At 41.6% G+C, this 24363-nt stretch carries 20 protein-coding genes and 2 pseudogenes; 13 read left to right on the forward strand and 9 right to left on the reverse strand.

Annotation, left to right across the window (positions count from 1 at the left end):
• Positions 1 to 192 precede the first annotated feature (192 nt).
• Positions 193 to 2616, forward strand: a complete 2424-nt coding sequence (locus BLV99_RS08660; RefSeq protein ID WP_092689686.1) for a hypothetical protein — start codon at positions 193 to 195, stop codon at positions 2614 to 2616.
• 56 nt (positions 2617 to 2672) lie between these two features.
• On the opposite strand, the gene aroE is transcribed toward BLV99_RS08660, so the two are convergent.
• The 4 genes from aroE to ribA form a co-directional block, all read right to left on the reverse strand.
• A complete protein-coding gene (gene aroE, locus BLV99_RS08665; RefSeq protein ID WP_092689689.1) occupies positions 2673 to 3461 on the reverse strand; it encodes a shikimate dehydrogenase in 789 nt (262 codons plus the stop codon).
• Between the two features lie 147 nt (positions 3462 to 3608).
• Positions 3609 to 3815, reverse strand: coding sequence for a hypothetical protein (locus BLV99_RS08670; protein WP_086184261.1), 207 nt, complete (start codon positions 3813 to 3815; stop codon positions 3609 to 3611).
• 586 nt (positions 3816 to 4401) lie between these two features.
• Positions 4402 to 5343: an oxygen-dependent coproporphyrinogen oxidase gene (gene hemF, locus BLV99_RS08675; RefSeq protein ID WP_092689691.1), complete on the reverse strand. Its 942-nt coding sequence runs from the start codon at positions 5341 to 5343 to the stop codon at positions 4402 to 4404.
• A gap of 416 nt (positions 5344 to 5759) precedes the next feature.
• Positions 5760 to 6362: a GTP cyclohydrolase II gene (gene ribA / locus BLV99_RS08680; protein WP_086184259.1), complete on the reverse strand. Its 603-nt coding sequence runs from the start codon at positions 6360 to 6362 to the stop codon at positions 5760 to 5762.
• Positions 6363 to 6670: 308 nt separating this feature from the next.
• Here ribA and dxs point away from each other — a divergent pair, with 308 nt between their 5' ends.
• The 8 genes from dxs to BLV99_RS08720 all read left to right on the forward strand — a co-directional run bounded on the left by dxs (position 6671) and on the right by BLV99_RS08720 (position 15651).
• Complete coding sequence (gene dxs / locus BLV99_RS08685; RefSeq protein WP_092689694.1) at positions 6671 to 8581, forward strand: 1-deoxy-D-xylulose-5-phosphate synthase; 1911 nt, start codon at positions 6671 to 6673, stop codon at positions 8579 to 8581.
• A 111-nt stretch (positions 8582 to 8692) separates the two neighbouring features.
• On the forward strand, positions 8693 to 9523 hold the full coding sequence (locus tag BLV99_RS08690) for an inositol monophosphatase family protein (protein WP_004650520.1): 831 nt from the start codon (positions 8693 to 8695) through the stop codon (positions 9521 to 9523).
• Positions 9524 to 10065: 542 nt separating this feature from the next.
• Positions 10066 to 12027 carry a DEAD/DEAH box helicase gene (locus BLV99_RS08695; RefSeq protein WP_092689695.1) on the forward strand — a complete coding sequence of 654 codons (1962 nt, stop codon included), beginning with the start codon at positions 10066 to 10068 and terminating at the stop codon, positions 12025 to 12027.
• Positions 12028 to 12431: 404 nt separating this feature from the next.
• Positions 12432 to 13250: an ABC transporter ATP-binding protein gene (locus BLV99_RS08700; protein WP_086184257.1), complete on the forward strand. Its 819-nt coding sequence runs from the start codon at positions 12432 to 12434 to the stop codon at positions 13248 to 13250.
• On the forward strand, positions 13247 to 14026 hold the full coding sequence (gene mlaE, locus BLV99_RS08705; protein ID WP_004650515.1) for a lipid asymmetry maintenance ABC transporter permease subunit MlaE: 780 nt from the start codon (positions 13247 to 13249) through the stop codon (positions 14024 to 14026). The genes BLV99_RS08700 and mlaE overlap by 4 nt, the downstream gene beginning before the upstream one ends.
• Positions 14026 to 14694 carry an outer membrane lipid asymmetry maintenance protein MlaD gene (gene mlaD, locus BLV99_RS08710; protein WP_092689698.1) on the forward strand — a complete coding sequence of 223 codons (669 nt, stop codon included), beginning with the start codon at positions 14026 to 14028 and terminating at the stop codon, positions 14692 to 14694. Before mlaE ends, mlaD begins: the two co-directional genes overlap by 1 nt.
• Positions 14695 to 14712: 18 nt before the next feature.
• Positions 14713 to 15345 carry an MlaC/ttg2D family ABC transporter substrate-binding protein gene (locus BLV99_RS08715; RefSeq protein WP_092689700.1) on the forward strand — a complete coding sequence of 211 codons (633 nt, stop codon included), beginning with the start codon at positions 14713 to 14715 and terminating at the stop codon, positions 15343 to 15345.
• 15 nt (positions 15346 to 15360) lie between these two features.
• Positions 15361 to 15651 (forward strand): STAS domain-containing protein, encoded by a 291-nt coding sequence (locus BLV99_RS08720; protein WP_086184254.1) that lies wholly within the window; start codon positions 15361 to 15363, stop codon positions 15649 to 15651.
• A gap of 108 nt (positions 15652 to 15759) precedes the next feature.
• Here BLV99_RS08720 and BLV99_RS08725 read toward each other — a convergent pair whose 3' ends face one another.
• Positions 15760 to 16773 (reverse strand): CorA family divalent cation transporter, encoded by a 1014-nt coding sequence (locus tag BLV99_RS08725; protein ID WP_086184253.1) that lies wholly within the window; start codon positions 16771 to 16773, stop codon positions 15760 to 15762.
• Between the two features lie 152 nt (positions 16774 to 16925).
• On the opposite strand from BLV99_RS08725, the gene BLV99_RS08730 reads away from it, so the two are divergent.
• Together BLV99_RS08730 and BLV99_RS08735 are read left to right on the forward strand one after the other, a co-directional pair.
• Positions 16926 to 17519: an LOG family protein gene (locus tag BLV99_RS08730; RefSeq protein WP_086164916.1), complete on the forward strand. Its 594-nt coding sequence runs from the start codon at positions 16926 to 16928 to the stop codon at positions 17517 to 17519.
• A gap of 2 nt (positions 17520 to 17521) precedes the next feature.
• A complete protein-coding gene (locus tag BLV99_RS08735; RefSeq protein WP_092689703.1) occupies positions 17522 to 17923 on the forward strand; it encodes an NUDIX hydrolase in 402 nt (133 codons plus the stop codon).
• 43 nt (positions 17924 to 17966) lie between these two features.
• Here BLV99_RS08735 and BLV99_RS08740 read toward each other — a convergent pair whose 3' ends face one another.
• Genes BLV99_RS08740 through recG form a run of 3 tightly spaced genes read right to left on the reverse strand, consistent with a single transcriptional unit; the run spans position 17967 to position 21094 of the window.
• Entirely contained in the window at positions 17967 to 18599 is a 633-nt protein-coding gene (locus tag BLV99_RS08740) for a ComF family protein (RefSeq protein WP_092689705.1), read from the reverse strand.
• Between the two features lie 44 nt (positions 18600 to 18643).
• Positions 18644 to 19030, reverse strand: coding sequence for a DUF7668 domain-containing protein (locus BLV99_RS08745; RefSeq protein WP_092689708.1), 387 nt, complete (start codon positions 19028 to 19030; stop codon positions 18644 to 18646).
• A gap of 18 nt (positions 19031 to 19048) precedes the next feature.
• Positions 19049 to 21094, reverse strand: coding sequence for an ATP-dependent DNA helicase RecG (gene recG, locus BLV99_RS08750; protein ID WP_092689712.1), 2046 nt, complete (start codon positions 21092 to 21094; stop codon positions 19049 to 19051).
• Between the two features lie 34 nt (positions 21095 to 21128).
• On the opposite strand from recG, the gene BLV99_RS08755 reads away from it, so the two are divergent.
• On the forward strand, positions 21129 to 21935 hold the full coding sequence (locus BLV99_RS08755; RefSeq protein ID WP_092689716.1) for a sugar nucleotide-binding protein: 807 nt from the start codon (positions 21129 to 21131) through the stop codon (positions 21933 to 21935).
• Positions 21936 to 22030: 95 nt separating this feature from the next.
• On the opposite strand, the pseudogene plsB reads toward BLV99_RS08755, so the two are convergent.
• Positions 22031 to 24202 (reverse strand): annotated as a pseudogene (gene plsB, locus BLV99_RS08760) (glycerol-3-phosphate 1-O-acyltransferase PlsB); the annotation flags it as partial.
• A gap of 51 nt (positions 24203 to 24253) precedes the next feature.
• On the opposite strand from plsB, the pseudogene BLV99_RS18035 reads away from it, so the two are divergent.
• Positions 24254 to 24363 (forward strand): annotated as a pseudogene (locus BLV99_RS18035) (IS6 family transposase); the annotation flags it as partial.

The following is a 24363-nucleotide window of genomic DNA, read 5'->3' on the forward strand; positions in this document are numbered from 1 at the left end:
TTGATTATTCACATTGCTCATCAAAATACATTGATAGTGTAGCCTTGGAAAAATGTCAGAAAGGCGAATAACAATGAAAATTAAACGGCTTAGAAAATATTTTTTTGTTAAAGTATAAACTTTGATTTTGATCAAAAAGTTAAATTGATCAGTGTTTAAGTATAAATAACATAAGGTATTTAAAAAGAAATCATGCAAATAAGATATTTAACTTTATGCTTAATAGCCTTAAGCCTAAGTGCTTGTTCACAACATGTCATTAAATCCAATGCCAATACTGGACAGAGTTTAGAGCAAAAAGCTGTTACAGGTTTAAACGCCATGTTTGAAACGTCGGGCTATGATTATCAAGGAAAATTGAATTTTCATGCAAATTTAGCCCCAAATACGACAAAAAACTCGAAAGTGACTCAACAAGAGAGTGCTCCCTCATTAGATCCTGTGTTGCAGCATCAAATTGAACAATATCTTAAAGTTCAAAAGCTTCGTTTAGGTCATCAGGAAAAGCAGCATTTATATACCGCATTGGCAAAAGAACAGCTTCCGAATGCCGATCGGTTTGCTGCGAAAGAGGGATACGGGAGTAACTTTGATCAGTTTGCTTTGAACTTATTAAGTAATATTCAGTTTAGTTACAATGGTTCAGTGCATTATCGGCAAAAACTCGCCTCTTTAAATTTAGAGGCAAAATATGAAAAACCAACGCTGCTGGTGCATGCCAAAGTCCCGATGGTGGTTGATTTTAATGAGTATAAGTTTTATATCAATTATTTTTCACTGATGCCTTATTTAGTCAATAAAGACAGTCAGGCAAGTTTTGCCTATATTGATTTTTCCAAGTATAAAAATGAAATCAATCGCGTTGATTTTAAAAAACTGGCAGATTATTTAAAGCAAGTCAATGCTTTGTCTTATGCCTTGGCTGAACCGAAAGGGATTCAAGCTTTGCCGTTGAATGCCAAAGATAAGAATTTGGCTGTAGTAGAGAAAATTCGTTTAAGCACCACCTTAGAACAACTCCAGTTGCAAATGGCGTTATATGAACAAGTCAACCGACCTTATTTTCTCAATTCGGTGGTTGGAATCAAGCCGACAGATGCAGTTGCCGAGCAAGCCGCGACAACTGTAGCAACACAGGATTCGACCCAGAAGCATAAAGCTGTCGCTCCAGCAGGGGAGGTAGATGATGTACCAAGCTTGACTAAAGATGAAGCAGCTGAATCAAGTTTGCAGTTAAGCCTATTAATCGATACGCATTTTAGTGCTTTAGGGCAAGGTGATACAGCAGAGCCAGCAACGGAGTCTGGTTGTTTAAAACAGGATAAATCCTGTGCTGCTACAGCAGTGGCAGCGGATACGGTTGTTGTAACAGAGCAACCCGAAGATATAGTCGCAGCGGATGCAGTGCAAACCGCAGATAAAGGCTCGGATGAATATTTAAATCAGCAGCAGTGTCAAGAATTGATCAGCCAACCCCAGCGTGCCACGATGGGCGCTTTAACCTTCTGCCAGCATGAATATGATTTAAATGCTTTTGCCAGCAAAGAGCAGGATGTTGATCAGACAAAACTGATTGATGCGCTAAGCAGTTTGAGTCCTATTTTTGAACCATATGCGTCAGATCAATTGATGGATGTCAAAACATTTTCAGGCTTATGGGCGAAGCATCAACCTGAAATTCAGCAAGCACTGAAAGCCAATGCACAGCAAATTCCTCTGGTCATGGATGTCGGACTGGATGCCCAAGGTCGAGCCATACTGGTAGATTATGATGTACAAATCACCAGTCAAAAATATGGCACAGTCAATATTCAGGCCGATTTTAATATTCAGAATTATGGTCAGGCCAGTACAATTGATGGTGCTCAATTACGTCAAGCCAAGTCTTTAGCAGAAATATCTAAAGGGTCGGTGATTGAAAATATGGTTCGTGGTTTTTCTACTGCAACAGGGGGAGAAGAAACCGAAACAGATGCAGCGACAACCGTGAAAAATATGCTGAGTTTGAATGAACAACTGAAGCAATTGGCAGAAAAAACCTATCAGCAAACCCATTCTTATGCGCAAACTTATCAGGCGCTGTGGGGAATGCAAATGGCAGCCCAAAATCGTGATTTGCTTAAAAACTACAATGCACAAAGCCTGCACGAAATTGCACAGGTCTATGCCTATTGGTTTGCAGACGAAGCGATTTATAACCCTACAGGTCAGGCGCTGAAACAGATTCAAGCGTTGCAGAAAAAACATGATTTAGAACTCGATCAGCAGTTTAATCACGAGTTAGGCGAAGCGGTGTATCAAATCGTGAATGCCGTTGTTGCAAAGGATGCTGAGCGTCAGGCATGGCAGCAACTGGTTAAACAATATAAACAACCAAAAGCCATTTTTGCTCAGCAGTATATGCAGAACTTTAAACAAGACTACGACGTAGATCAGCCGCAACAATTGAAAGCTGTTGCAGATATCTTGGCACAAGCCTATGTAGATTCAACGCAAAACCGTTTGTCTTTAAAGTCGATTGAAAAACTGACTTTAGAACAAGATGGGTATATTGATTTAGAGCTGTATCAAAAAACTTATACGGCATTAAAGGAAAACTTGAACCCTAAAAAATAAGTGTTAAAAAGAACCTCAGATGAGGTTCTTTTTTTGGATATATGTTAGAGATCGGCTTAAAGAAAATCTTTCAGTGATGGTTTTATTCCATTCCAGATGGAAAAAGATTCAATCGCTTGACCCACCAACATGCCATACCCTTCAGATGTGGGAATACCACGCGCTTTGGCTTGATCTAAAAAGCTAGAGGGTTTGCCATAGGCCATTTCATAAGCATATTTAAACTGCAATGTTTCAGGTAAGACTAAAGCATCGCCACTTAAGCTTGCTGAGGTCGCATTAATCACCAGATCAAACTCACCGCTTAAATGCTCTAATGAAACGGCAGCAAGGGTGGCTTGCGGAACAGCATCTTTTAAATCTGCGACCAATTGTTCTGCACGGGCTAAAGTACGGTTGGCAATGACAATATTTTTCACACCTGCTTGCACCAGCGGGTAGACCACGCCACGCGTTGCGCCACCTGCACCAATGATTAAAATAGCGGTATTGTCTAAATTCCAATTTAAAGCTTGAATGGCATCGACCAGCCCTTGACCATCGGTATTGTCACCATGCAGTTTTCCATCTTGCATCCACAGCGTATTCACCGCTTTAGCAATTTTGGCACGTTCAGTCAGAACATGGCATTGCGCAAATGCTTGCTCTTTAAAAGGCACAGTGACATTCATGCCGCTGCCACCTTGGGCAAAAAACGCTTTAATGTTGGCTTCAAAACCATCCAGTGGAGCAAGACGTTTGCTGTAATGGAGGTCAATACCTGTTTTTTGTGCAAAAGCATGATGAAGTTCTGGTGAGCGCGATTGTTCGATAGGGTGACCAATCACCGCGAATTGTTTGCTCATTTCACAAGATCCATGTGCGGAAATGGCATTCAATATACGTGATTTTTAAACAAGGCTAAAGTCAGAAGGAGAGAAAATAAAACAATTAGGAATTGGAAAAATACACTTCAATAATGTGTAGCGAAACGCAAGCGATTAAAGTTAAAGCTAAGGATTACAGATGTCGTGCACCACTTCTTCAAGCAACATTGCCGCAGTAAAAAATAAGCCAAAACCAGCAAGTACGCTAAAGCTAATCGATAAGCTATCGGAAAAGGTATTGTCTGATGAGAAGGTAATGCTTATGGAGCAAAGGATCATGATGAAAATTGACCAAAATAAAAATACTTTGCGATTGAGTGTTTTGTTGAACATTTTTTTCTCCTTAAGCATGGTTTGTTGTCATTTATGCTGGCTTTAAAATAGGCGTAAAGTGCTTAAATTGAATGACCCAGTCTAAACGATTTTAGAAATGCCATTGCATCTCGTGCTGTAAGGAAATATGTCGGCAACATTATTATTGATGGAATAGTCCACTATATTTATAGGCGAATGACTTTAATTCAAACAGTTTTATGCTTTAATCAATATTAACTCAGAGACTGCTTAAAGTTAAAAAACCTCCTTGATCCAATATGGAAAAAGGGGTTAATTTTTTTAAATGTTTAACTATTAGACTTCTTTCATAAGTCGCCTTTTGATCAATAAAAGTAGTTCGTAAAGCCAACATTAAAAAATAAATTTTAGGAAATATTGGATTCATGAGTGTGGCATGGATGCCACACGTTTCCCATCACGACAAGGATGTCGTGTATGGGAAACAAAAGGTTTTTGCCTACTTTTGACCTTTCAAAAGTAGGGATAATGCCTACGCAAAGGTATAAAAACTGAATCAATTAAATGAGGCAGTGCTGATTTTAAAGAATCAAATATTGAACAGTTTTTGATTTATGCAAGTTATCTATTGATGTTCAGTTAACCAATCATGTGGTTTTAAATAGTAATCGGTTAAGCGTTTTTCAGTTGAATCCTCATCCCATTCTGGACGATATGACCAAGCGGCAAGCGGTGGCATACTGACCAAAATTGACTCAATCCGCCCGCCTGTTTGTAAACCAAACAAAGTCCCACGGTCATAAACCAAATTATATTCCACATAACGACCACGACGGTAGAGTTGAAACTCACGTTGTGCTTGGCTATAAGGTTGATTTTGATGGCGTTGGAAAATCGGCAAAATCGCGTCTAAGTAACCATTCCCCACGGCTTGAATATATTGAAAGCAGGTTTCAAAATCCCATTGATTTAAATCATCAAAGAATAATCCACCGACACCGCGTTGTTCATCACGATGTTTTAAATAGAAGTAGTCATCACACCATTTTTTATGTTCGGCATAGACGCTGTCACCAAAAGGGGCACACAGGTCATGGGCTTTTTGATGCCAAGCCACTATATCTGCATCATCTGGATAAAATGGAGTGAGGTCAAAACCACCACCAAACCACCAAATTGGATCTTGCCCTTCAGGCTCTGCGACAAATAAACGCACATTGGCATGTGAGGTCGGAACATTTGGATTCTTGGGGTGAATGACTAAAGAAACCCCTAAAGCTTGTGCTTTTGCTCCAGCAATTTGTGGATGACGCTCAGTTGCAGAAGCTGGAAGTTTTGAAATATTGATGTGTGAAAACATCACGCCACCTTTTTCAATCACCGTGCCATTTTGTAAAACACGTGAACGACCGCCACCACCTTCTGGACGTTCCCAATCATCAATTTCAAATTGAGCAGTGCCACCACTCTGTAATTCTCGTTGTTCTAGACCTGCACAAATACGGGCTTGTAAATCGAGGAGAAATTCGCGAACGCGTTGAATATCAGCTGACGTTGGGTTCTGCATAGATGACCTCTATAGCATGATTTTAAGGACTGAATACATCAAAGCATAAAGTCATAAAAAAAGTAAGGGATTTTTTAACATCTTGTAAAAAATCCCTAAATCTAGGGTCTGTGGACATTTCAGCCATGCATTGCGTTATTCACTAAAACAACTCAAGCAAGGCATGAAATGCAGACAATGGTGATCCCCTTGTCAAGTTTCATAACGAAGTTTGGGGAAGTTTTAGTAATAACCCTATGGGACAGGGACATTTTTTCCGCTACTGCGTTATCTTGCGCAGCTTTAGTCACTGCTCATCATTTAGAATGACTAAATTTCGTAAAACATGCCTTGTAGCATCTAAAAAATGTCCTCTGTCGCAAGCATCTGTGAAATGTCAACAGACCCTAATGATTTATAATATTTTTTAAAATGAATTAGAAGTCATCTTTATCATACATGTGTGACATACGTTCATGTTTGGTTTTTAAATAGTCAGCATTAAATGGATTCAAACCGACGGTGAGGGGAACACGATCGACCACATCAATACCCAGTTCTTTTAAGGCTTTAATTTTTGTAGGATTATTGGTGATTAATTTGACTTGTTTAATTTTCAAATGTTCCAGCATGATATTACACATGTCGTAACGTCGAGCATCCGCGGGTAAATTCAACATTAAGTTGGCATCAACCGTATCATGACCTTGATCTTGCAAAGCATAAGCGCGAATTTTATTGGTTAGCCCAATACCACGCCCTTCTTGGCGCAAGTATAAAATCACGCCTTGCCCCACTTCATTGATTAATTTTTGTGTGGCTTGTAACTGAGGCCCACAATCACATTTGAGTGAGGCAAAGGCATCACCAGTTAAACATTCAGAGTGAATGCGAACCAATACTGGAGCCGTGGGTGCTGTGTCGAGGCCTTTAGAAAGTGCTACATGCTCTTCACCAGTTTCTGGATCTTGAAATACAGTGATTTTAAATTCACCAAAAGCGGTTGGTAATCTTGAAGTTGCAACAAATTCTATAGGCACTGCTTAACCCGTCAGATAGATTATTAATTGATTAAAGTATAGCGTAATGCTTGGACATTGGTAGAATTGCTATGTTGAAATTATGCATAAGATTTTCTTTTTTGTATAAAGCGAACGATAATGGTTGATAAATAGTAAGATTATTCAGGATAATCTGGTTTTATGAGTAAACACCCAGTTGAGAGAACTCCTCAAAACTGCATCGCTAGAAATGTGGCTGATTTAAAGGTGATACAATTCGACAATATGATCGAGTAACCCATTTACCTAGCTTAGGATTTGCCAGGCTTTAGAAGGCTTTGCCATTTATGTTGTATACAGAAATACCGACTCACCGCCCTATAACACCGTTGCTGGATGCGATTGATCACCCACAACAATTACGTTTGCTCGAGCGTAGCCAATTAGAACAAGTGGCAGATGAGTTACGTCAATACATTTTGTATGCAGCAGGACAAAGTGGAGGCCATTTTGGTGCCAACCTTGGGGTGATCGAACTGACGGTTGCTTTACATTATTGTTTTAATACCCCGCATGACCGTTTAATTTGGGATGTGGGACATCAAGCTTATCCGCATAAAGCGTTAACGGGTCGTCGTGAACAACTCACCACCATTCGTACGAAAGATGGTTTGGCTGCATTTCCTACACGTGAAGAATCGGTATTTGATACCTTTGGCGTTGGACATTCTTCAACTGCCATTTCTGCGGGTTTAGGCATGGCACTGGCACGTCGTTACCAAAAAAATCCATGTGAAGTGGTTGCCATTATTGGCGATGGTGCTATGACGGCTGGAATGGCTTTTGAAGCCATGAATGATGCAGTGGCGCATAATGCTGACTTGATGGTCGTGCTGAATGACAATGATATGTCCATTTCATGTAGCACGGGTGGCTTTGCTAAACACCTCGCTGCGATTTGGGAAAGTGGTCAATCGGTCAATATTTCAGAAACAGGCGAAGCTTATCTAGAGCCACATCCGGAGTGGAATTATAATTCACGCTTACACAGTTCAGCCACGGATGCGGCAGATAACCTATTTAAAGCCATTGGTTTTGACTACTTTGGGCCTTTCGATGGTCATGATGTGAATCAGTTGGTTCAAGTCTTTAATGCATTGAAAAAACGTCAAGGACCACGCTTAATTCATGTCTATACCAAAAAGGGTAAAGGCTTTATTCCTGCTGAATCCGATCAAATTAAATATCATGCCATTAGCAAAGTAAGCGCAGTATCTTCAGCAAATAGCGCACCAAAATATTCGGATGTCTTTGGGCAATGGCTGTGTGATGAAGCTGCGCAAGATGACCGTTTACTTGCGATTACCCCAGCCATGTGTGAAGGTTCAGGTATGGTGCAGTTTGCCAAACAATTTCCAACACGTTTCTTTGATGTCGCGATTGCGGAACAACATGCAGTGACTTTGGCGGCAGGGATGGCCTGTGAAGGGTTAAAACCAGTGGTTGCGATTTATTCGACCTTTTTACAACGGGGTTATGATCAGCTGGTTCATGATGTTGCTTTACAGAATTTAGATGTAACTTTTGCGATCGATCGCGCTGGTTTGGTGGGTGAAGACGGTCCAACGCATGCAGGAGCTTATGATTATGCTTTCATGCGTACCGTACCCAATATGGTGATCATGGCGCCGAAAGACGAAAATGAATGTCGTCAAATGTTGCATACGGCTTACTTATATTCAGGCCCTGCTGCTGTACGTTATCCGCGTGGCAATGGTGTCGGGGTGGAAATTCAACAACAATTAAGCGTTTTAGAGATTGGTAAAGCAGAAATTGTGGCTAGCTTTAATGAACAATATGATGAACAAATCAGTATTCTGGCTTTTGGCAGTCGTGTAACGGTTGCAATAGAAGCAGCACAAGCGTTGGCACAAACCCATGATGTCGGGGTACGGGTCGTGAATATGCGTTTTGTTAAACCACTTGATGAACAGATGATCGCAGCACTTGCACCAAGCACCAATTTATTTGTGACGGTTGAAGAGCATGCCGTTATGGCGGGTGCGGGCAGTGCAGTCAATGAATACTTGGTTCAAGCACAAATTGTGAAACCGAGTTTAAATTTAGGTTTGCCTGATACTTTTATGCATCAAGCTTCACATGCACAAATGTTGCAACAAGCAGGACTCGATAGCAAAGGCATTGAAAAATCGATTGAATTGGTGTGGCTGAAACTGATGGAAACCGTTTCATCCTGATTTATTAAATTTTAGAAACATTTTTCCCCTAAAAGCCTGCATATTTGCTAAAATGTGCGGGCTTTTATGCATTATTCTTTATCAGTATCTTCAATTTGTAGTGGGTGTTCAATGGAACCTATGGTGGTTATGGCTGCGCGTGCGGCTCAATTAGTTGGTCAAGAGCTTTTAAAAGCGCATCAAAATCGTCATAAACTCGATCTACAAGTCGAAGAAAAAGGGATTGATGGCCCAGTAACGCGTGTAGACCGTTATTTAGAACAATTGGCGATCGACACGCTCCGTAAAAGTTATAAAAACCACAGCTTCCTTGGTGAAGAGTTTGGTCTACAAGAAGGTAAAGGTCACGACGCTGATTGGTGTTGGGTGATTGATCCTCTTGATGGCACTTTAAACTTTATTCACGGTTTCCCACATTTCTGTATTTCCATTGCCGTTAAGCATAAAGGCATCACTCAGCATGGCGTTATTTATGACCCTGTGAAAGATGAGCTTTTCTCTGCTAGTCGTGGTCGCGGTGCCATGATGAATCAACGTCGTATTCGTGTAAATGTGAAAGATAGCTTGGACAATACGTTCTTGGCTGTAGGTCATGCTTACCGTAATAAACGTAACGGTGAAGTGGTTTCTTATGCGAAAAACCATTTTGATTCATTATTAAATGTGACTGAAGCGGGTGCACAATTCCGTCGTTCGGGTTCTGCTGCATTAGACTTGGCGTATGTTGCTGCGGGTCGTCTTGATGGTTACTTCGAGCTTGGTTTGAAACCTTGGGATATCGCTGCGGGCGAGTTAATCGTCAAAGAAGCGGGCGGTACTGTAGTCGATGCCCGTGGTGGTTCTGACTCTATGGAAAATGGTCAAGTGATTGCTTGCTCTATGAAAATGCTCAAACCTTTAATGCAAGCTGTTGTTCCAGCTTGGGGTGACGCAGCAAAGTAACATTGATTTGACCTGGTGATATAATGAAAGCTCTCAATGTGAGGGCTTTTTATATTTCAGGCAAAAGTTTATAGGCTTTGAACAGATTGTTTTAAGGGTCTACTTAGCCACTGGATTCACTGATCAGCTATTTATATAAAATATTTGTTTAAAAATTAAACAAAAAACAAGTTGTAAAATAGACTGTTACTGAAAAAAACAGTACATATTCATAATTTAATCGAAAAAAATGATTACTTTTTAAAATGATTCTGTTATCATGCCGTCACGCACTTAAATTTCCGTTCTTTACCTGAACATTATCTTCTAATCATTGTATGCGCGTGCTGTCCATAGAGAGGACATATCCTTCGCGCCCCAATCGCTTAAGCGATTCCTTCAGGTTTGCGGCCGTAATCATATACGTGCGTTATATCCACATCGTCGTTATTCGGATCGCTGCTGAATCCTTATTTTTCAGCTCTATTTGCTGTGCCGCTTTTTGCCGATGTCCATATTGTAATTTATTAAATGGAGCACCCACTTTAGGGTGAACACTCTCTATGAGCAAAACTTTTGCTGATTTTTCCCTCGATGAGTCTTTAACACTAGCGATCGAAGGTTTAGGCTTTACTACACCAACTCCTGTACAAGAACAAGCGATTCCAGCTGCACTCGAAGGTAAAGACCTTCTTGTATCAAGCCAAACAGGTTCTGGTAAAACTGCTGCATTCTTATTACCTACTTTAAACGGTTTAGCGAATCAAGATACGCTAGTGCCATTTAAAGATCGCATGAAAGCGATTACACAACCGAATATTTTGGTGATTTCACCAACTCGCGAACTTGCACAACAAGTATGTCAAGATGCAATTGCATTGGTACGTCATATGAAAGGTGTGCGTGTTGCTGCGATTATGGGTGGTATGCCTTTTGGTAAACAAATCCAACAGTTAAAAGGTGCACAAGTTGTCGTTGCGACTCCAGGTCGTTTACTTGATCTTGTTAACCGTCGTCAAATTAAACTTGATAACGTTGATGCGTTAATTGTCGATGAAGCTGACCGTATGCTTGATCTAGGTTTTTCTGAAGACTTAGAAGCAATTGGTGATTTAGCGGCAAACCGTAAACAAACATTGATGTTCTCTGCAACGTTTGCACCGCGTATTATCACGCTTGCTGAACGTATGATGAATGATCCGATGCGTATTGCAATCGAAACTGGTCACTCTACCAATACAGACATCACACAAACATTGCATTGGACTGATGGCTTCGAACACAAGAAAAAATTACTTACACATTGGTTGTCTGATGAGTCTGTAGATCAAGCTGTTGTGTTTGCAAGTACTCAAGAAGATACAGATATGTTGGCTGAAGAACTTGCTGAAGCAGGTCTATCAGTTGTAGCGCTTCACGGTGCTATGCCACAAACTGTTCGTAACCGTCGTTTACGTAGCATCCGTGAAGGTCGCGCTAAGATTTTAGTTGCAACTGACGTTGCTGCTCGTGGTCTTGACGTACCGACAATTTCACACGTAATTAACTTCGGTCTTCCAATGAAGAACGAAGACTATGTACACCGTATTGGTCGTACAGGTCGTGCTGGTCGTACAGGTAATGCAATTACACTTGCAACTTACCGTGAACGCGGCAAAATTCGCGCGCTTGAAGACTTCCTAGATGCACGTTTAAGCGTATCTGAAATTGAAGGTCTTGAGCCATCTCCACCTCCTGCACGTGGTAGTCGTGATGGCGGTGGTCGTGATGGCGGTGGTCGTGGTCGTGGTCGTGATGGCGGTCGTGGCGGTTTTGGCGGCGGTCGTGATGGCGGTCGTGGCGGTTTTGGCGGCGGTCGTGATGGCGGTGGCGCACGTCGTAGCTATGATGATAAACCTCGTGGTGATCGTCCAGCTTATGCTGGTGGTGAAGATCGTCCACGTCGTAGCTATGATGACAAGCCTCGTGGTGAGCGTCCAGCTTATGCTGGCGGTGATGATCGTCCTAAGCGTGATTTCGGTGATCGTCCAGCGCCACGTCGTGAAGGCGGTTTCGGTGATCGTCCACAACGTTCGTTTGATGATCGTCCTAAACGTGATTTTGGTGATCGTCCAGCGCCACGTCGTGAAGGTGGTTTCGGTGATCGTCCACAACGTTCGTTTGATGACCGTCCTAAACGTGATTTTGGTGATCGTCCAGCGCCACGTCGTGAAGGTGGTTTCGGTGATCGTCCACAACGTAGCTTTGGTGATAAACCACGTTCTGCGGATGATAACCGTGGCAACCGTGTAGACTATAAACCAAGTGGTGATCGTCCAGCTCCACGTCGTGATTTTGGTGATCGTCCAGCACCACGTCGTGAAGGCGGTTTCGGTGATCGTCCACAACGTAGCTTCAGTGATGATCGTCCTAAGCGTACTTTTGGTGGCGAAGATCGTCCACGTCGTAGCTTTGATGACAAACCACGTGGTGAGCGTCCAGCTTTTGGCGGTGAAGATCGTCCACGTCGTAAATTTAACGACTAATTTAGTCGTTCGATTTAGATAGAAAAAACCGGTGGAAACACCGGTTTTTTTATGAGATTAATCTTTGTTCTTATTTAATAAAATTGTATACTCAATCATGTTTTGTTTTAAATTCGTTAAATATGAACAATAAATCTGCTCATTATATTTGGAATTTCAATCAAGAGGTGATTATGCCTTATATTGGTTTGTTCTTATTGTTATGCAATATTGTGTACTATATCTATAATTCTTTTCTGTAACGCACTGTTCTATTTTTATACCTATTTTTTATTCATAATCGAACTACAATTAAATTAATTAGAAAATTACGCTAAATTTATTGCGTTTTGATCAAATACAACATTTTGAACTTGAATCCTTTATAGTATGCATGCTGAAAAAATGTAGGAAACCCCTCAGCTATGAATAATCAAATACCTCAACAAGCTCAATCTTGGATTGAAGTCAATGATTTGAGCTTTAAACGAGGGAGACGTGTCATTTTCGATCATGTCAGTTTAAAGATTCGGCGTGGTCAGATTACAGCGATTATGGGACCTTCAGGGACGGGCAAAACAACATTGCTGCGTTTGATTGGTGGTCAATTGACACCAGAGCATGGTGAAATTTTGTTAGATGGCAAAAATATTGCACATATGTCGCGTCAGGAATTATTTGCGGCGCGTGCACGTATGGGGATGCTGTTTCAAAGTGGTGCTCTGTTTACCGATATGAGCGTCTATGAAAACGTGGCTTTTCCGTTACGTGCACATACGCAACTCCCTGAACATCTCATTGCAGAACTGGTGGCACTTAAACTGGAAGCGGTTGGCTTACGCGGTACTGAAAGGTTTATGCCTGCAGAACTATCTGGAGGGATGAACCGTCGTGTTGCGTTGGCTCGTGCAATTGCGCTTGATCCAGAACTGATTATGTATGATGAACCCTTTGCTGGACAAGATCCAATTGTGAAAGGGGTACTGACGCGTTTAATTCGGACCTTGCGTGAAGCACTGGATTTAACCACGATTATTGTCTCGCATGATGTGGGGGAAACCTTATCGATTGCCGATTACATTTATATTATTGCTGAAGGTGTTATTCAAGGTGAGGGAACGCCCGCTGAATTAAAACAGCATGAATCGGCATTTGTCCGTCAGTTCCTAACTGGTGCTGCCGAAGGTCCTGTCGATTATCAGTTTAGTCATAAGGCTTATTTAAGTGATGAGGTGCGTTCATGAATGCTATTGCCTCATTAGGTAGACGCGTCATTGAAAGTGTACGTGGCATCGGTGTAGCAACGGTGATGTTGCTGCAAATCCTATTTTCCATGCCGACCTGGCTCGGGGTCAAACTGTTTATTTACCAAATGCACCGTATTGGGGTCATGTCTTTATTGATTATTGCTGTATCAGGTTTATTTATTGGTTTGGTGCTTGGCCTGCAAGGCTATTCTATTTTGGTCAATATTGGTTCTGAATCCATGCTAGGGACGATGGTCTCACTGACTTTATTACGTGAACTTGCACCTGTGGTCGCGGCTTTGTTATTTGCAGGGCGTGCAGGTTCAGCTTTGACTGCTGAAATTGGTTTAATGAAAGCCACCGAACAGCTGTCGAGTATGGAAATGATAGGTGTTGATCCACTGAAACGGATTGTTTCACCACGTTTATGGGCAGGTATTGTGAGTCTGCCGATGTTATCGATCATTTTTGGTGCCATTGGCATCATGGGCGGTAAAATGGTGGGGGTCGATTTTTTAGGGGTGGATGAAGGTTCTTTCTGGAGTGGGATGCAAAATAGCGTGCAATTCTATAAAGATATTTTCAACGGCACCATTATTAAAAGTCTAGTTTTTGCATTACTTTGTACTTGGATTGCGGTGTATCAGGGTTATGCCTGTGTGCCGACTTCTGAAGGGATTGCAACATCAACTACGCGAACAGTAGTGTATTCCTCATTGTGTGTTTTAGGTTCTGATTTTGTGTTGACTGCGGTCATGTTTGGAGGGGTTTAATGAAATCACGTACAAGTGAGCTGACCGTCGGTATTTTTGTCATTATCTTTGGTGTGGCATTATTTTTCTTAGCGATGAGAGTGAGCGGATTATCGGGCACCAATTTACGTGATGCCTATGAGATGACTGCGCAATTTGACAATGTGAATGGTTTAAAACCACGAGCTAAAGTGACCATGAGTGGTGTCAGTATTGGTCGTGTGACTGATATTACCCTCGATCCGGTATCACGTTTAGCGACTGTGCATTTTGATTTAGATGGCAAATTAACTTCATTTAATAAAGAGCAATTGAAAACAGTGACGGCAAATGCGCTAGAAGAGCTGCACTATAGTGCTGAATATACAGAAGCGATGCCTGCACAACAAAAAGAAATGGAAAAACAACTCACCGATAACATGCACTCCATCACCAGTATTGATGAAGATGCTTATATTATGGTTGCAACCAATGGTTTGTTGGGCGAAAAATATTTGAAAGTTGTGCCGGGTGGTGGTTTGAACTACGTCAAACGTGGTGAGCGTATTGCCAATACTCAAGGTACGATGGATCTTGAAGATTTGATTAGTAAGTTTATTACTGGTGGTGCTAGTAAGTCATCAGAAAAAGCGCCAGATGAAAAGACATCGGGTGAATCAACAGGTGCAGAAGCATCATTCGTTGAATAATTTGGAGAGAAGGTTTTAGTGAATACTTTAATGAAACAAACGCTTACAGCGAGTATTTTGTCTACAATGATTGCAAGTACTGCATTTGCAGTACCCGCGGAAGCACCCCCAGTTTTTGTTAAAAAAGTTGCTGACGGTTTGATTGCTCGTTTAAAAGCTGATAATGCGAAATTACAAAATAATCCAGCCGCTGTGAAAGCAATCGTACGTCAAAATCTTGACCCATATATTGATTCACAGGCATTTACTCGTATTGTGATGGGGACATATGCAACCAATCAATACAGTACAGCAGCGCAACGTGCGCAATTTGAACGTAACTTTCGCGAAACTTTAATTGAAAACTATGGTACTGCATTTGCGAAGTTCTCGAATCAAACCTATAACATTCGTCCATATAAAGCTACGGACAGTAAAAATCCTGTAGTGACACTAGACTTTAATAATAAAGGCGAAAAAATTCCTGTATCGTTCCAATTGGTCGATAAAGGCAGCCAATGGAAAATCCGCAATATCAATGTCTCAGGCATTGATTTAGGTTTGCAGTTCCGTAATCAGTTTGCGGCAACAGTAAAACGTAATGGGGGGAGTTTGGATAAAGCGATTGCCAACTTTGAACCAGATGCAGAAGTTGCTGTTAATAAAAAATAATGGAGTACGTGTTCGGTGATTGAAATCATTCATCAGGAATTACATGTTTCTGGAAAAATAGATTATGCAAATGCTGAAAGCTATTACCAACAGGGTTTGAAATTGATTCAAGCGCAGAATCAGTTTCCGTTGGTGGTGAACTTGGCACGGTTAGAGCAGGGCAGTACGTTGGCTTTAGCGGTATTGGTGCGTTGGTTGCGTCAAACGCCTCAAGCCCAAGGCATACAGTTTAAGGCTGTTCCTGAAAGAATGATGAAAATTATTCAGGCCTGTCATTTGCAAAATGACTTGCAGTTAATTGCTTGAACACGACATAAAAAAGCACCGTAAGGTGCTTTTTTATTGCCAGACAACATATTCAAAATCTGAACATTTTTTGTGTTTCGCTTTAACATTCGTGTTTTTAAAACTGGCTCAAATCCATTTTTTCCAGCGGAAATAAATCAGTGGGCCAATGAAGAAGGCCAGCAGAATAATACCCACCATGACAAAACTGGTTGTCCCTCGAGCAAAAGGTAGTACATCTGTATTCATACCATAGATACTCGCAACGAGCATGGGTGGCGCGAGCATACTGGGCAAGATGGAGAAGCGACGAATCGTATCATTCTGTTCGGTGTTAATGAATCCAGAGGTGGTGTCGAGTAAGAATCGAACCTTTTGGAATAAGAACGCATCATGTTCAACCAGTGAGCGAACATCTTCACTGAGTTCTCGAATATCGGCATCGTAAATATGACTGCCTAAAGCGCGTGGACGCGAGAGAAAGGTTAAAACTCGGCGTAAATCGATTAAACACAATTGTGCTTTTCCCAGCATATCTTCGAGTTGTGCTAGGCGAGTAATCATGTCATCTAAATCAAGTATTTGTTCGCGATGACGATTGTTGAGCACTTCTGTAGAGTATTTTTCTAGGTCTTTGTGAATATCTTCCAAGATATCCGCAAGTTCATCGAGTTTGGCTTCAAGTAAGCCGAGTAATACCCACGTGGGATCTTTATAGTCAATTTCATAGTCATTACGGCGTGCACGTGCGCGAAAGGCACGAAAGGCGACCAGTTTTTCACCACGTAAGGTAAATAAGTGTTGTTTATGCAGAATGAAAGCAACGGTTTGTACTGTGGCTAAAATACTGGAATTGTCATCTGGTTCACCATCCACTTGAAAGTTTTTATTTTTCGTTAAAAAATAGGTGCTGATATGTAAAATACCATCATCATCACGGTAGAATCGTGCCGATGAAGAGATGTCTTCTAAGGATTTTAGTGTGGGCAGGTTTTGCTCATAAGCGTCAAGGACCCATTGTTGTTCTTCTTGTGAGGGTGCAATTAAGTCAATCCACACTAAATCTGGATGAAGATCAAAGCCCCCATTAATAGTGGCATCTTCCAAACTACCGCGCTCTGTGGCGTAAAAGGCTTCAAGCATGCTGTCTTTGCTCCCCTGCGCAGTCTGGTTGAATCAATGGGTGTATTTTAGACAAGGAATTGAATAAAAACACTGCTCGAATTGCTTTTTTATGAAAAAATCTCCTTAAAATTTACTTTAATAGTATGACATTTTCAAAACAGGGTGAAAAAATGACGAATTCTATCGCAATTTTTTGTGGTTCAGCTATCGGGACGGATTCCATTTTTCTAGACACCGCACAAAAAATGGGTCAAACCATTGCTGAGCAAGGCAAAACACTGGTGTATGGCGGTGGTCGTTCAGGTTTGATGGGGGTTGTGGCGGATAGTGCTTTGCAGGCAGGCGGAAAAGTGATTGGTGTTATTCCGAATGCCTTGGTTGACCGTGAACTTGCACATCCACATTTAACGGAATTACATGTGGTAAAAAATATGCATGAACGTAAAACCAAGATGTCGGAATTATCGGATGCATTTATTGCCTTGCCCGGTGGTGCAGGTACTTTGGAAGAAATTTTTGAGCAATGGACTTGGGCGCAACTGGGGATTCATTTAAAGCCGTGTGCATTTTTAAATGTGGCAGGTTTTTATGATGATTTATTGAAATTCATTCAGTTGACCACAGTCAAAGGTTTTACCCATGCTCGCTTTTCTGAAAGCATTATTGCCTCAGATTCGATTGAACAAATTTTGCAACAATTTGATGCTTTTCAAGCGCCGCAACCGAAATGGGGTATGGTCGATCAGCAGGATTTGGTGAAATAAACATGAAAGTGATTACCGTTGCAGCAGCGATTATTTTAAATGCTCAACAGCAGCTTTTGGTGGTGCGCAAGCATAATACGACGTGTTTTATGCAAGTTGGTGGTAAGTTAGAATCGAATGAGCCACCCGAACACACCATGCTGCGTGAAATTCAGGAAGAAATTGGTTGTCAGGCACAGATTAAACAATTTGTTGGGCGTTATGAAACGGCAACGGCAAATGAACCCGATCATCAATTGGTCAGTTATGTTTATGTCGTAACTTTAGATCATGCACCCCAAATTGATGCCGAAATTGCCGAGATGAAATGGGTGGATTTGGATGATCAAAGTACCTTACTTGCGCCCTTAACCACAGAAATTGTGATGCCATGGGTAAAAAACTATTTAAAGGCAGAAGCTTGATTTAAGCTATTACACTGCGTGAGAAAAATGGTGCAGTGATGGCTTAAATCGCTGCACTCGCGATACATGCCGCATAGACTTTCTGACAGCCCAATTGCTCAAGTTTTTGTTTTAACGCAAAGATTGAACTTCCTGTTGTCACTACATCATCCAAAATAAGCACACGGCGATAACGCAATTTAGACGTTGTATTGATTTGGAATTGCTGCTGAATATTTTCAATGCGTTCTAGGCGAGTTAAGCCTTTTTGTGAATGTTGTTGTAAGCGCGTGATGGGTTGCCAAATCGGCAGGTCTAATTGCTTGGCTAAAATCTTGCCAAGCACCAAGGATTGATTATAACCGCGTTCTGCTAGACGTTGATTGGAAATGGGCATCGGTACAATGGCTTGAACTTTGGGTAGCCGAAGTTGCATGAATGCGCCTGCCAGTATTTGCTGAAAATGCAGCTGTTGTTCGTATTTAAATTTTTGAATAATACGATCAATCGGATAGTCATAATGACAAGCACTTTGAATATCCATTTCTTGTCGTTGCACCGTACTTTTCAACCACGGTAATTGTTGCCAGCAATCTGCACAGACAGAGTGGATCTGTTGTTGCTCAGCATTGCAGAGTTGACAAGGGGAGATGCTTTGTAGAGCTTTTTGAAGTAATGGGTTAATGAATTGAAGCATCTTATTCTCAAGATTATATTTTTAATTTATTGATCATCAATTGATTATGGGACATAAATATTATTAATTTGGAATATAAATTGATTTTCTTTCTTGAAGATAAAAAGATCAATGATTAAATCACTTCTGCCTTCTTCAACGGTAAATAAATCGATAATTGCCTTCCAAGATTCATTTTCCATATATATGCATACGGATGTATGCCATGATTCTTCAGCTAAGCTTATGAGATGAGCGCCATAAGCATCAATATTTTCTGCAATCTCTGCAGCATATGCTAAATCAATACATTGAACAGATGGAAGCGTGTTTAAACGGCCAAAATCCTTATCTTTAAAAGCCTCAATAATTTGAATAATGCAGTCCCGCCAAATGCTTGGAATTGGAGATTGAAATTCTGAATCATATGGAACAGGTATATTTTGAGTCATTTTAACTGTCCTGTTCTTTTAGACATAGGCATAGCGTGGTGCTTCAGGCAGCCAGCGTTTTAATAAAGCCTGTGCATTTTTAGGATAATCTTTTAAAATTTGCTGCGCGACATAATGCGCTTGATTGAGTAAATGATCATCGCGTTCTAATTTCGCCACTCGAAAACCCATATCGCCCGTTTGTTTGGTGCCGAGTAATTCACCCGGCCCGCGAATTTCCAAGTCTTTTTCTGCAATGATAAAACCATCATTCGTTTCACGCATAATGCGAAGCCGTTCTTGTCCATTTTGTGATAAAGGATGTTTGTAGAGCAGGGCACAAAAACTGGCTGTTGCACCACGCCCAACACGACCACGAAGCTGATGCAGTTGAGAAAGCCCAAGGCGTTCTGCATTTTCAATCACCATGATCGATGCATTCGGTACATCTACGCCCACTTCAATGACGGTGGTGGCAATCAGTAACTGCAATTGATTGTCTTTAAATTGTTGCATTACCATTTGCTTTTCATCGGCTTTCATTTTGCCATGTACTAAGCCTGTGTTCAGATGAGGAAAACGGTCTTTAATTTCAGCAAAAGTGGCTTCAGCAGCTTGTGCATCTAAAGTTTCGGATTGTTCCACCAAGGTACAGACCCAATAGGCTTGTTTGCCTTCCGCACAGTTACTGGCAATCCGATTTAAAACTTCTTCACGACGATCCAGTGGAATGGTCACTGTTTGGATCGGGGTTCGTCCCGGGGGTAATTCGTCAATCACAGAAGTATCTAAATCACCATACGCTGACATCGCCAAGGTACGGGGGATAGGGGTGGCAGTCATCACCAATTGATGTGGAGTCATATTCTGCGCACCCTTGTTGCGTAGTGCTAAACGCTGATCAACCCCAAAGCGATGTTGTTCATCAATAATCACCAAACCGAGTTTGGCAAAGGCAACATTGTCTTGAAATAAGGCATGTGTGCCGATGACTAAATGCGCTGAGCCATCTTTAATGCTTTGCTCAGCTGCTACACGCGCTTTGCCTTTTTGTTTTCCTGAAAGCCATGACACGGTTAAACCCAGCGGTTCAAACCATTTTTTGAAATTTAAGTAATGTTGTTCCGCTAAAATTTCCGTCGGTGCCATGAGTGCTACTTGCCAACCTTCTTCTAAAGCATGACACGCTGCAATACCTGCTACTAGTGTTTTTCCTGCACCGACATCGCCTTGAACCAGACGCAGCATCGGTTTGTTTTGTTTTAGGTCTTGTGCAATTTCTTTGGATACCCGTTTTTGTGCATCGGTCATGCTAAACGGTAAGCCTGCCAACAGTTGCTTGGCAAAGTTTTGACTGACTGAAAAAGACGGTGCTGCAATTTGCTGAATATAAGCCCGACGTGAAAGCAGGCTCAGTTGATGGGCAACCAATTCTTCAAAAATTAAGCGTTGCTGAGCGGGATGTGAACCTTGGGCCAATTGCAACATGTTGGCATTGGTTGGCGGTTCATGAATATATTCGAGTGCCTGCTTGAGCGCATAACCATTGGTGAATTTCGCTGGTAACAGTTCAGGGAGGTCATCGCTGTGCTGTTGAAGTGCTTGCTTGACATATTCACGTAGCTTGGGCTGTGTTAAACCTTCTGTCGCAGGATAAATGGCGGTGAGTTCTGTTTTAGGCAGAGCAGTATGTTCAGTAATCAGTTGTATTTCTGGATGATAAAGTTCTAAACCACGTGCACCGACACGTACTTCACCAAATATGCGCAGATGATTGCCAATTTTGGCACGATCCGTCAGGGCTTTATACACATGATAAAAACGCAAAGTGACTTTGCCAAAATCATCTTGTAATAACACCGCCATAGACTTACGTTTACCGGGTGGGAAATCGACACCTTTGACTAGACCTTCGAGCAAATAACTGCGCCCCACGATCAATTGGTTCATGGCGATGATCGTGCTACGATCTTCATAATCACGTGGCAGATGAAACAGTAAATCATCTGTGGTGAAAATATTTAGTTTTTCCAGTAAAGCAGCAGAGGCAGTTCCTACCCCTTGTAATTGATGGACGGCAGCCATTTCCCCTCAACTTAGGTTATGTAATCAGGTGCTTATGCATATTTTATTTATCGGTTATGGTAAAACATCTTGGCGTGTTGCTAAACAACTATTTGAGCAAGGGCACCAAATTACCACAATCAGTCAAAGTCCTAAAATGGATGGATACGCAACTCATTTGATTCAGGATGTGCATCAGCTTAATTTAGATCAGATTTCACCGATTGATTGGGTCTATGTGTTGCTGAGTCCAAATGAAAGTACGCCCGAGGCTTATCAACGGGTGTATGTCGATTCGGTACAACCCATCAGCAAGGCTTTAAAACAACATCCTGTGAAAAAGGTCGTAGTTGTCTCGTCCACGCGAGTCTATGGCGAAAATCATGGTGAGCGAATCGATGATAAGTCAGAAATCATTCCAACTGATGAGCAAGGACGACGATTGTTAAAGATGGAGCAGCTTTGGCAGCAGGCTTATCCATCTGCAAGTATCATCATTCGTCCGACCGGAATTTATGGTACATCGGTGGCTCGAATGTTGAAACTGGCTGAAAAAACTAAAACCTACCCGAATCTGCATTGGTCAAATCGAATTCATATCGATGATCTGGCAAGTTTCTTGGCATATTTGCTTCACGTGGAACATGCTGAAAAATCGTATATTGTCAGCAATAATCAGCCCAGTCTTTTGCATGAAACGATTCAATGGTTCCAACGACAATTGAATGTGCCTGAGTTGGTTTTGCAGAGTAATGAATATTCTGGAAAAAGAATTTATGCTACGCGAATGGCTGAAATGGGTTTTCAGTTGCAGCATAAGGATTGTTTTGAGGATTATTTAGAGATGTTAGGAACGTTATAAGTAAATCCTCCTCCTTTTTTTAAAGGAGGGGTTAGGGGGTAAAATGAAAACCCTCATCCCAACCTTCTCCCAGAGGGAGAAGGGGTTTAAGGCGCTTATTTCTTTTTACGCTTTAAACGACGTTTTGCTTGTTGTGCGGCAACAGCATCCAAAGCTTCTTTGAGTTCATCATCACTAAAAGTGGTGATGTGTTGCAACATTTGTAGCGTGACATCATCTAAAACCAGATTGGCATACTGGGCAACATTCTGGAAGTTCTCATCAAATACAATCGCATTGTCTTCGTTGTTGCGAATGTAACCTTGTTGCGTCAAGACTTTCATAAAGCTTTGGAATAAGGCTTTATCAAAGAATTCAGGTGAGTTGAACTCATAAAGCACAGATAGACGTTGACCGACCAAATGACTGAGTTCTTCCACCTGACGAATCGAAATATTGCCTGAACCGCGTTGGGTAATTAAAGCCAACGTCATGTAATAACGCTCAAGACTTTGCATCACAGGTGCAGCAAGCACCACCAATTGGTTGTGATCTTCTGAATTGGGCGCAGGGGAAATCAGATGATCTTCAGCATCGGCCGCGATGAGTTTCGCGTTAATTAATGCATCGACATAAGCGCAAATTTGATCTTTGAGTTCATCATCTTGCCATTTTAAGAACAATTCAGCTTTTAAGAATGGGTAAAGTGTACGAATCACACTGATTAAATCACCACGGCGGATGGAACCGTTATGTTTAACCAAAGCGGCAATTAAAGAGGGTAAGACAAAGGCATGTAAAATGTTATTGCGGAAGTAAGTCAGCAAAACGGCTTGATTGTCTTCAATCGCAATAATATCGCCCAACACATGCTTAACGCGTTTAATCAGTTTAAGTTTTAAACCGTAGGCAATAATTTCTTTGCCCGAAAGCGGTGTTACTTGTGCGCGAGCATCGTAAGGTAAAGCAGTGACTAAATTACGATAGGCATCAAGCTGTTTAATGCAAATTTCTTCATCTAAGGTATGTTTTGGGGTGGCCAATAAGATTAATGACAACAGGGATACAGGATTGATCACCACAGCACGATTGATATTTTCTAAGATGGCATGCGCTGAACCATTCACCGCATCCGATACTTGCTGCGGAATAGGTTCGTCATTCTTTTCAATTTTGATTTGATCGGCACCATGTTTTTTAAGTAAATCATCTAAAAACACAGGTTCACCAAAGTTGACATGCACTTTACCGAAAATACGTTCGATTTTACGTAAGCTTTTTAAAATACCGACAATCGATTCAGACTCTTTCGGCTTGCCTTGCATTTCGCCCACATAAGTTGAACCTTCCATCAGACGTTCATAACCAATGTAGGTCGGTAAGAACACAATGGGTTTCGCTCGACCACGTAAATGACTATGCACGGTCATCGCCAACATGCCCGTTTTTGCGGGGAGTAAGCGCCCCGTCCGTGAACGACCACCTTCAATGAAGTATTCCAATGGCGTGTTGCGGGACAAAATACTGTACAGGTATTCTTTAAATACCGTAGTGTACAAGCCATTGCCACGGAATGTGCGGCGGATAAAGAATGCACCACCACCACGCAGTAATTGCCCGACAAAAGGCATATTGAGATTATCGCCCGCAGCAATGTACGGCACCATCATGCCACGTTTGTAAATCACATAAGACAGTAATAAATAGTCGATGTGGCTACGGTGGCATGGAGTGTAGATAATTTGGTAGTCTTTCGCCAGTTCACGCACTGTACTGAAGTTGTGAACTTCCACACCATCATAAAGCTGAGTCCATAAACGCGTAAGTGCCATATCGGCAAAGCGAACCGCTGAATGTGAATAGTCAGAAACAATTTCGTTCAAATAACCAATGGCACGACGTTCAGCTTCAATCATGCTGACTTTACTGCGAATACTTTCACGACGAATAGCATCTTGTACATCGTGAGATTTAATCAGTGAATGCACCACATTACGACGGTCTGATAGGTCAGGGCCAAGCACAACTTCACGTTGACCATCTAAATAGTTATTCAGGGTATTTAGAATATAGGTCGCAGGAGACAAGTTTGGATGGGTCTTTTTGGCAAAATTGACCAGTGCACGTAAAGATTGTCCTTTATGGAATTCTAAATAGGACTGACGACCATGCAGGCCAATATTGACCAATTGTTTGACTGTACCTGGTGTTGCCCAAGTATCGGTAAACAGCAGTTTGAACCAAGAATCTTCTTTATCGGGCGAACGTCCCCAAAGGGCACTGTTGCAAATAGGCTGACATGATAAGCTAAATATCTTATTTATTTCGAGATACAGCAGATGAATCCCTTCCATGGTCGGCACTTTCAAGGTGAAATCATTCTTTGGGCTGTTCGTTGGTATTGTAAATATGGCATCAGCTATCGTGAACTTCAAGAAATGCTCGCTGA

Source organism: Acinetobacter kyonggiensis, assembly GCF_900107285.1.
GTDB classification, from domain to species: Bacteria; Pseudomonadota; Gammaproteobacteria; order Pseudomonadales; family Moraxellaceae; genus Acinetobacter; species Acinetobacter kyonggiensis.

Bases quoted from the DNA above. Each gene is read 5' to 3' on its own strand.
- BLV99_RS08725 (WP_086184253.1), bottom strand. From the start codon at position 16,773: ATGCTTGAAGCCTTTTACGCCACAGAGCGCGGTAGTTTGGAAGATGCC.
- BLV99_RS08730 (WP_086164916.1), top strand. From the start codon at position 16,926: ATGACGAATTCTATCGCAATTTTTTGTGGTTCAGCTATCGGGACGGAT.
- BLV99_RS08735 (WP_092689703.1), top strand. From the start codon at position 17,522: ATGAAAGTGATTACCGTTGCAGCAGCGATTATTTTAAATGCTCAACAG.
- dxs (WP_092689694.1), top strand. From the start codon at position 6,671: ATGTTGTATACAGAAATACCGACTCACCGCCCTATAACACCGTTGCTG.
- BLV99_RS08740 (WP_092689705.1), bottom strand. From the start codon at position 18,599: ATGCTTCAATTCATTAACCCATTACTTCAAAAAGCTCTACAAAGCATC.
- BLV99_RS08670 (WP_086184261.1), bottom strand. From the start codon at position 3,815: ATGTTCAACAAAACACTCAATCGCAAAGTATTTTTATTTTGGTCAATT.
- BLV99_RS08700 (WP_086184257.1), top strand. From the start codon at position 12,432: ATGAATAATCAAATACCTCAACAAGCTCAATCTTGGATTGAAGTCAAT.
- recG (WP_092689712.1), bottom strand. From the start codon at position 21,094: ATGGCTGCCGTCCATCAATTACAAGGGGTAGGAACTGCCTCTGCTGCT.
- BLV99_RS08695 (WP_092689695.1), top strand. From the start codon at position 10,066: ATGAGCAAAACTTTTGCTGATTTTTCCCTCGATGAGTCTTTAACACTA.
- mlaD (WP_092689698.1), top strand. From the start codon at position 14,026: ATGAAATCACGTACAAGTGAGCTGACCGTCGGTATTTTTGTCATTATC.
- aroE (WP_092689689.1), bottom strand. From the start codon at position 3,461: ATGAGCAAACAATTCGCGGTGATTGGTCACCCTATCGAACAATCGCGC.
- BLV99_RS08755 (WP_092689716.1), top strand. From the start codon at position 21,129: ATGCATATTTTATTTATCGGTTATGGTAAAACATCTTGGCGTGTTGCT.
- BLV99_RS08690 (WP_004650520.1), top strand. From the start codon at position 8,693: ATGGAACCTATGGTGGTTATGGCTGCGCGTGCGGCTCAATTAGTTGGT.
- hemF (WP_092689691.1), bottom strand. From the start codon at position 5,343: ATGCAGAACCCAACGTCAGCTGATATTCAACGCGTTCGCGAATTTCTC.
- BLV99_RS08745 (WP_092689708.1), bottom strand. From the start codon at position 19,030: ATGACTCAAAATATACCTGTTCCATATGATTCAGAATTTCAATCTCCA.
- BLV99_RS08660 (WP_092689686.1), top strand. From the start codon at position 193: ATGCAAATAAGATATTTAACTTTATGCTTAATAGCCTTAAGCCTAAGT.
- mlaE (WP_004650515.1), top strand. From the start codon at position 13,247: ATGAATGCTATTGCCTCATTAGGTAGACGCGTCATTGAAAGTGTACGT.